Below are 6,330 nucleotides of genomic sequence, written 5' to 3' on the forward strand. Positions count from 1 at the left end.
TCTTCCCTCAATCTCTCGGAGAGCCTGTTGTTATCCGTCATATTAATTATGAGATCAGGGCTGTACCTCTTTAATGGCTCTGTTTCCTTCAAAACAGGTATACCCCATTTTCTTGCAAGAACAGCACCGGGGGCATTATCGGAAGGTTCTACTATTGCAGAAATATGAATCTCGGGCTCTTCCCTTAAGAAAGAGAGTAGCGTTCCTCCGCCAACATTACCGCCTATTATGGCAACCTTTATCAAATCTGTGCCCTTAAAATATCAGACATCATTGTGATAAACTCTTCAAGCAGTTCAGGATCCCACTGTCCGCTGAATCTCTCCTCATGCATTATCTCAAGCACTCTTGAAGGTGGAAGTCCATCTCTGTAAGGTCTAACAGAAACCATGGCATCATAGGCATCGACTATAGATAATATCCTTGCAGTAAGAGGTATGTCCCTCGAGGAAAGACCATCAGGAAATCCGCTGCCGTCCCATCTTTCATGATGGTGCCTTATTACAGGAAGTGCCTCCTTCATTGAAAAAAGCGGTCTGCATATCTCTTCGCCTATCAGCACGTGTCTCTTGACCTCTTCCATTTCTTCCCTGTTCAGCCTGCCCTTTTTATGAAGAATGCCTTCATTTATACCGATCTTTCCAACATCATGAAGAAGACCGGCCTTTCTTAAGACCTCCTGTTCTTCAGCGGATATCCTGAGATAGGAGGCAAATTTTGTAGACAGTTCACTGACCCTTGTGGAATGTCCCTTAGTATAAGGATCTCTTGCCTCAAGGGCAATGGCGAGTGTAAGAATGATATTTTCAGAATGCTCTAACTCATCATAAAGGGCCTTTAATTTCAGAAGGGACATTATTTTAGTGATCAGTTCTGTTGAATCAAAAGGCTTGCTTATAAAATCATCTGCACCGCATTCAAGACCGGTGATTCTGCTTTTTTTATCTGTAAGGGCTGTGAGCAAAATAACAGGTACATATCTCTTGCCAGCTATGGACTTAAGCATGCTGCAGAGCTGAAAACCATTTATTCCTGGCATCATCACATCAAGAACTGCAACATCAATGCTGTCTCTTTTGAATATTTCTATGGCACCTTCACCGTTAAGTGCTTTATATACCCTGAAGCCGGCCTTCTGAAAAATCGTCTCAAGAAGCTCCAGGTTTGTCTCTATATCATCCACAATAAGAACAGACGGAATCTTTTTTGAAATCATGCTGTTTTCTTTCATAATTATTTAAATTAAACCATTAAAAAATAAATTTGTCAATATTTTTATATTTAAAAAAAACTTAAAAGCAATATTTGCAAACTACTGATTTTTTTGAAGGCGCTTTATTCCACCTGAGAAAGTTTAAATAATTTTAAGCTCTATACCTCTTAATTTAGCAGCCAGAATTTATAAAAATTTAAATGAACTCCTCTTTCTTAGCTGAACAAAATATTGGTTTGACTTTTTAATTTTATATTGGATAAGCTTAAATTCATGAAAAACTTTGAAAAACTTTTAGAAATAATGGAAAAACTCCGTACAGAATGTCCCTGGGACAGAGAACAGACCAGGGAGTCCATAAAGCCCTTTCTTATTGAGGAGACTTATGAGGTTGTAGAGGCTATTGATGAAGGAGAACCTGAAAAAATTAAAGAGGAGCTTGGAGATCTGCTCTTTCAGATAATATTTCAGTGCCAGATTGCAAAAGAAAGGGGTGAATTTTCCATAAATGATGTAATGGAGCATATAGCAAATAAGATGATATCAAGACATCCCCATGTATTTGGAAATGCAGAGTACAGAACAGCAGAAGAGGTCCTTAAGCAATGGGAAGAAAGAAAGAAGGAAGAAGGGAAACAGAGGGAGTCCATTCTTGAAGGAATTCCAAAGGAGCTGCCTGCTTTAATAAAAGCTCAGAGGGTTCAGTCAAGGGTTGCAAAGGTTGGCTTTGACTGGAAGGATATAAATGATGTTCTTGAGAAATTAAATGAAGAACTCAAGGAATTCAAGGAAGCACTTGAGAGAAATAGTCAGAAAGACATAGAGGATGAGCTTGGAGACATCTTCTTCAGTCTCGTGAACATCTCAAGATTTGTCGGAGTAAATCCCGAGGATGCTCTTAGAAAAACTATAAGCAAATTCATCTCACGATTCAGATATATTGAAATACAGGCAAAGAATAGCGGTAAAAGTCTTTCAGAGATTACCCTTGAGGAGATGGACCGACTTTGGGAAGAGGCAAAATCCTCTGAGGATTAATCGACCAATGTATCTTTTACAACTGTCCGTGAACCCTTTGTAGAGATAAAAAGACTCTTCCACGAAAGAGCACTTACACTTACTGCAAGTATAATGAGAATCACTGCAATTCCTGTAAGAACAAGATTACGGGAAGGTAAATATTTTGTAACAGTAAGATAGGTAAGAGAAGCCACTGTGGTAAGAAGCATAAAAACAGCAGGAAGAAGTGTAAAGAGGCTCTTCTTTGATCTCTTGGTAAGCCATAAGGAAACTGCTATTAATGCAAGGCTTGCAAGAAGCTGATTTGCAGAACCAAAAACAGGCCAGACAAGAAGGAATCCCTGTTTATAGGCAAGCAGTAAAGATATTAAAACTATAATACCTGAGTTAAAATAAATTGAACGGAAAAGGGCTGGAATCTCCTTAAATATTACTTTCCATAATTCCTCAAGAAGGTATCTACCAAGCCTAACAGATGTATCAAGGGTTGTTGCAAGGAATCCTTCAACCATTATTATACCGAAGATTGTTCCAATATAAACCGGGATACCTACAGTCTGATCAAGAAGAAACCCTGTCCCGAGCGAAAAAGCAAGAACAGGATTGGACCTGCCTTTTCCAGGATCAGGAAATACAATCTTTGAATAATCACTGAATGAAAGGGCTGCTCCAACTGCTATCAACACAGAGACAGCAAGCAGTGACTCAAGAAGCATTCCTCCATATCCTATTCGCCTTGCATCAGACTCTCTCTGTATCTGCTTTGATGTAGTGCCACTTGCAACAAGGGAATGAAATCCTGATATAGCTCCGCAGGCTACTGTTATAAATAGTACTGGCCAGAGAGGTCCTAATTTTGAATAACCCTCTGCTGAATTAAAGGCAGGTGCAGAGATATTAATTCCCTTAATACCACCAATAATTATACCGGAAATAAGGGCAAATAGCCCTCCGTAGAGGATAAAAGAATTAATGAAGTCCCTTGGCTGAAGTACAAGCCATACAGGTATTGCTGAGGCAAAGAAACAGTATATGGAAAGCAATACCATCCATGTATCAGAAGAAAGTCTTACAGGAAATTTTAAACCTATAACTAAAGAAAGGATAGCTATGAGTAAGGCAGCAGTTACGGCACTCATGGTTTTAATCTGTCTTTTCACAATGAGAAAGCCCAGAAGGGGTGCAAAGAGGGTTATAACAATTACAGAGGTAGATGCCACACCTCCTATTACAGCCTTCACATCACCTGTTTTTTCATCCCTGAGGGTTTTGAGTAATGTCTGTTCTTCCGGAAGCTGCAGGGTTTCAAGATTTACCATTGATGTTAATGCTGCTGCTGTGAGGCTGAGAAAGGACGCTGAAACAAGAATTATAAGAAAAAGTGTAAAGAGAATGAACAAGATAAATCCCGTAGTACCCATTGTTTTACGGGCTATTTCTGCAATAGATCTCCCCTTCTCGCGCAGGCTTACGAATAAAGAGGTGTAATCATGAACAGCACCTATAAGGATACCGCCGAGGATAATCCAGAGCCAGGATGGATAAAAGCCGTATATTAATGCAATAGTAGGCCCTATTATAGGGCCGCCACCTGCAATTGATGCAAAATGGTGGGAGAATACAACAGGAGTCTTTGAAGGTACGTAATCCACTCCATCGTATATTTCCTTTGCAGGTGTTGGATTAGCATCGCTGGCATTAAATACACGGCTTATATAGCCTCCGTATATTCTGTAGGCAAATATGAAGACCAGAATGGTAAAGATTAAAAGAAAAAGAATATTCATTTATTAATTATTTATTATGCACCTGAATAATTTCAAGGTTTACCGTAATCTGCCGATAGAAATAATTTATATCCCACGCATTAAAAGGGCAGGTTTTAAATTAATTTTCATTAATACAGAAACTGGCATCATTCCTTGACATACTGTCAGAACATACCTATAACCTTATCCTCCTCCACCATTAAATCCACAAGCCTGTCATAATCTATCTTTTCTGCATCCTTCAGCATCTCTTCACTCTTCAGACCTCTCAGTCTCATATCTTCCTCAAGGATATAAACCTTTCCACAAAAACCCTCAAAACGATCTTTGTTGCCAAAATAAACTCCGTTCTGTAACAGTACTATATCAGAGGCCATATCCCTTGCGAGTTTAAAGCCCCTCTTTCCTTCAGGTGTATCAGGTGAGCTTTTTATTATTACAAGCATCTCAGCTCCTAAAAAATCATAGTTACATCTGCTGTCTTAATTATCTCTGCAATCTCATGACTGTTTACAATTCTGACTCCATCAATTAATCCATCAGTATCTATATATTCCTCTTTTAAAGATGTCTTATCCACATAGACTTCTACACCCATATTAATACAGTCCCTAATCCCCTCTTCAATACTTGAATACGGTGTATAACGTACATCCTGATTCTTTCTAGCAGCATTTACTCCACCGTCAACAAGCACAAGTCTAACTGACAGGTCTTCTGTAACTGCTCCAAGGGCATGTCTTATTGCCTCTGAAGCATCGACTGTTCCATAGGGAGGCTTCCTAAGTATAATGCTGATGTTCATAATACCTCCTATGAACCAAGGCTTAAAAAAATGGGTCCTGTCTTTAAAACATTAAAAAGACCTTTAAGTGAACTCATCTCTCCACCCTTAACCGCATCCTCAGCCGTGAGACCACGACTCTGCATACAACCTGTTCATATATCAATCTTGAGTCCCTTTTCAATAAGCTCTTCAAGAATTGAAAGAGATTGAGGAAGTTGACCTTTTACTATAGAGAAGACACCATCTCCAGAAGCAATCAATCTGACCTTATGACCCTTTCTTAACGCTGACTCTGCAATTTTAAAAAAGGTATGGGTATTTTCATAACTGAAAGGTGTTGTTGAGAGAAATATAACTATCTCTTTTGCCATGTTACCACCCTCAGTATTTAGAGAAGTAGCAAATTAGAGCAATTGTTTAAAGACCTTTCTGGAAATTCCAGAGGAGTTTACTGACTTCTTCTATTAAAGATCAGAAATGTCTGTTTTTATATAACCAAGGTTTTTAGAAAATTCTAAAAGATACTCAGTTTTTGCAAGACTGCCACGCGAAATATCAATAAAACGAAAAAGTTCAGTCTTTGATCTTCTGCCATAAACTTCAACTATATTTGTAGCCACTGATAATGATGCTCCCCTAATTTGTGAAGTCAGGCCAAATGTCTCTACTGCTCTGGCCGTAGGCCACTGTCGCAATCCCTTTTAAATGAGGTCAGATTTAGAGCAGCAAAGCAGTAGCTCAGTGGAGTGTAGTCAAAGACCTTTCTGGAATAGCAACTTCCACTTACAAAGTAATTTTTTGGAACAGACCTATCTGGAAATTAAAGAAACTGCTGCTCTGCTGGTCTGCTGCTCTTCTGCTCTGGCCGTAGGCCACTGTCGCAATCCCTTTTAAATGAGGTCTTCTTTCCTACCATAGAGCAACTTGATGATGCAATAAATTGTTATCTGGTAGTGATATTTAAGACGCCAGGGGAAAGAAAGAAATTCACCGACGCTTTGGGGCTTCCCGACAATCGCTACGTGGACGGTAGGGAACTTCAAACAATCCTGGAAGACCCCGCACGTAGAAAGGCTTAATGGGGCGAGGATTGGTGATAATCCACTCATAGATGTCTTCTTCCTCGTTGTAGCGAACATCTACGAGGGTAAAAATCCCGATAGCTTGTTTTTCTGAGACAAGGAGGATGTCACCTCTGTAAGAGGTAGACCAAGTCCGATACTCAATAGTTTTTTTCCCGCTTAAGATTTGGTTAGCCCATGGTTGTTTTACTACGAGAGCTTTCATCCTTGCTTCTTTCCTCTCCCATGCCACGTGCAAGGAGATAGAGACAATATTGGTTTGTCGCAATCCCTTTTAAATGAGGTCAGATTTAGAGCAGCAGAGCAGTAGCTCAGTAGAGCAGTAGTCAAAGACCTTTCTGGAAATTAAGAGCTACTTACAAAATGGTTTTTTTGAACAAAGACTGCTGCTCTGCTGGTCTGCTGCTCTACTGCTCTGGCCGTAGGCCACTGTCGCAATCCCTTTTAAATGAGGTCTTC

At 39.7% G+C, this 6,330-nt stretch carries 8 protein-coding genes; 1 reads left to right on the forward strand and 7 read right to left on the reverse strand.

Annotated elements, in window-relative coordinates:
* Both N2257_10040 and N2257_10045 read right to left on the reverse strand, forming a co-directional pair.
* On the reverse strand, positions 1–245 hold a 245-nt coding region (locus N2257_10040), incomplete at its 3' end, for a hypothetical protein (GenBank protein ID MCX7794722.1).
* A complete protein-coding gene (locus tag N2257_10045; protein ID MCX7794723.1) occupies positions 242–1,231 on the reverse strand; it encodes a response regulator in 990 nt (329 codons plus the stop codon). The genes N2257_10045 and N2257_10040, both read right to left, overlap by 4 nt.
* 255 nt (positions 1,232–1,486) lie before the next feature.
* Between N2257_10045 and mazG the strand changes: the two genes are divergently transcribed.
* Positions 1,487–2,251, forward strand: coding sequence for a nucleoside triphosphate pyrophosphohydrolase (gene mazG / locus N2257_10050; GenBank protein ID MCX7794724.1), 765 nt, complete (start codon positions 1,487–1,489; stop codon positions 2,249–2,251).
* On the opposite strand, the gene N2257_10055 is transcribed toward mazG, so the two are convergent.
* The 5 genes from N2257_10055 to N2257_10075 all read right to left on the reverse strand — a co-directional run bounded on the left by N2257_10055 (position 2,248) and on the right by N2257_10075 (position 5,484).
* Positions 2,248–4,020, reverse strand: coding sequence for a carbon starvation protein A (locus N2257_10055; GenBank protein MCX7794725.1), 1,773 nt, complete (start codon positions 4,018–4,020; stop codon positions 2,248–2,250). The two genes, mazG and N2257_10055, sit on opposite strands and share 4 nt — an antisense overlap.
* A gap of 146 nt (positions 4,021–4,166) precedes the next feature.
* Complete coding sequence (gene tusB / locus N2257_10060; GenBank protein ID MCX7794726.1) at positions 4,167–4,448, reverse strand: sulfurtransferase complex subunit TusB; 282 nt, start codon at positions 4,446–4,448, stop codon at positions 4,167–4,169.
* A gap of 8 nt (positions 4,449–4,456) precedes the next feature.
* The gene (locus tag N2257_10065; protein ID MCX7794727.1) at positions 4,457–4,807 is read right to left on the reverse strand and encodes a DsrE family protein; all 351 of its coding nucleotides are present in this window, start codon (positions 4,805–4,807) and stop codon (positions 4,457–4,459) included.
* A gap of 134 nt (positions 4,808–4,941) precedes the next feature.
* Positions 4,942–5,160: a DsrE family protein gene (locus N2257_10070; protein ID MCX7794728.1), complete on the reverse strand. Its 219-nt coding sequence runs from the start codon at positions 5,158–5,160 to the stop codon at positions 4,942–4,944.
* Between the two features lie 93 nt (positions 5,161–5,253).
* Positions 5,254–5,484, reverse strand: a complete 231-nt coding sequence (locus N2257_10075; GenBank protein MCX7794729.1) for a four helix bundle protein — start codon at positions 5,482–5,484, stop codon at positions 5,254–5,256.
* Positions 5,485–6,330 lie beyond the last annotated feature (846 nt).

The sequence above is a fragment of the Thermodesulfovibrionales bacterium genome (assembly GCA_026417875.1).
In the GTDB taxonomy this organism is placed as follows: Bacteria; Nitrospirota; Thermodesulfovibrionia; order Thermodesulfovibrionales; family CALJEL01; genus CALJEL01.

What these genes read in the sequence shown, in the direction of transcription:
- N2257_10045 (MCX7794723.1), bottom strand. Translation starts at nt 1,231, where the DNA reads ATGAAAGAAAACAGCATGATTTCAAAAAAGATTCCGTCTGTTCTTATT.
- mazG (MCX7794724.1), top strand. Translation starts at nt 1,487, where the DNA reads ATGAAAAACTTTGAAAAACTTTTAGAAATAATGGAAAAACTCCGTACA.
- N2257_10055 (MCX7794725.1), bottom strand. Translation starts at nt 4,020, where the DNA reads ATGAATATTCTTTTTCTTTTAATCTTTACCATTCTGGTCTTCATATTT.
- tusB (MCX7794726.1), bottom strand. Translation starts at nt 4,448, where the DNA reads ATGCTTGTAATAATAAAAAGCTCACCTGATACACCTGAAGGAAAGAGG.
- N2257_10065 (MCX7794727.1), bottom strand. Translation starts at nt 4,807, where the DNA reads ATGAACATCAGCATTATACTTAGGAAGCCTCCCTATGGAACAGTCGAT.
- N2257_10070 (MCX7794728.1), bottom strand. Translation starts at nt 5,160, where the DNA reads ATGGCAAAAGAGATAGTTATATTTCTCTCAACAACACCTTTCAGTTAT.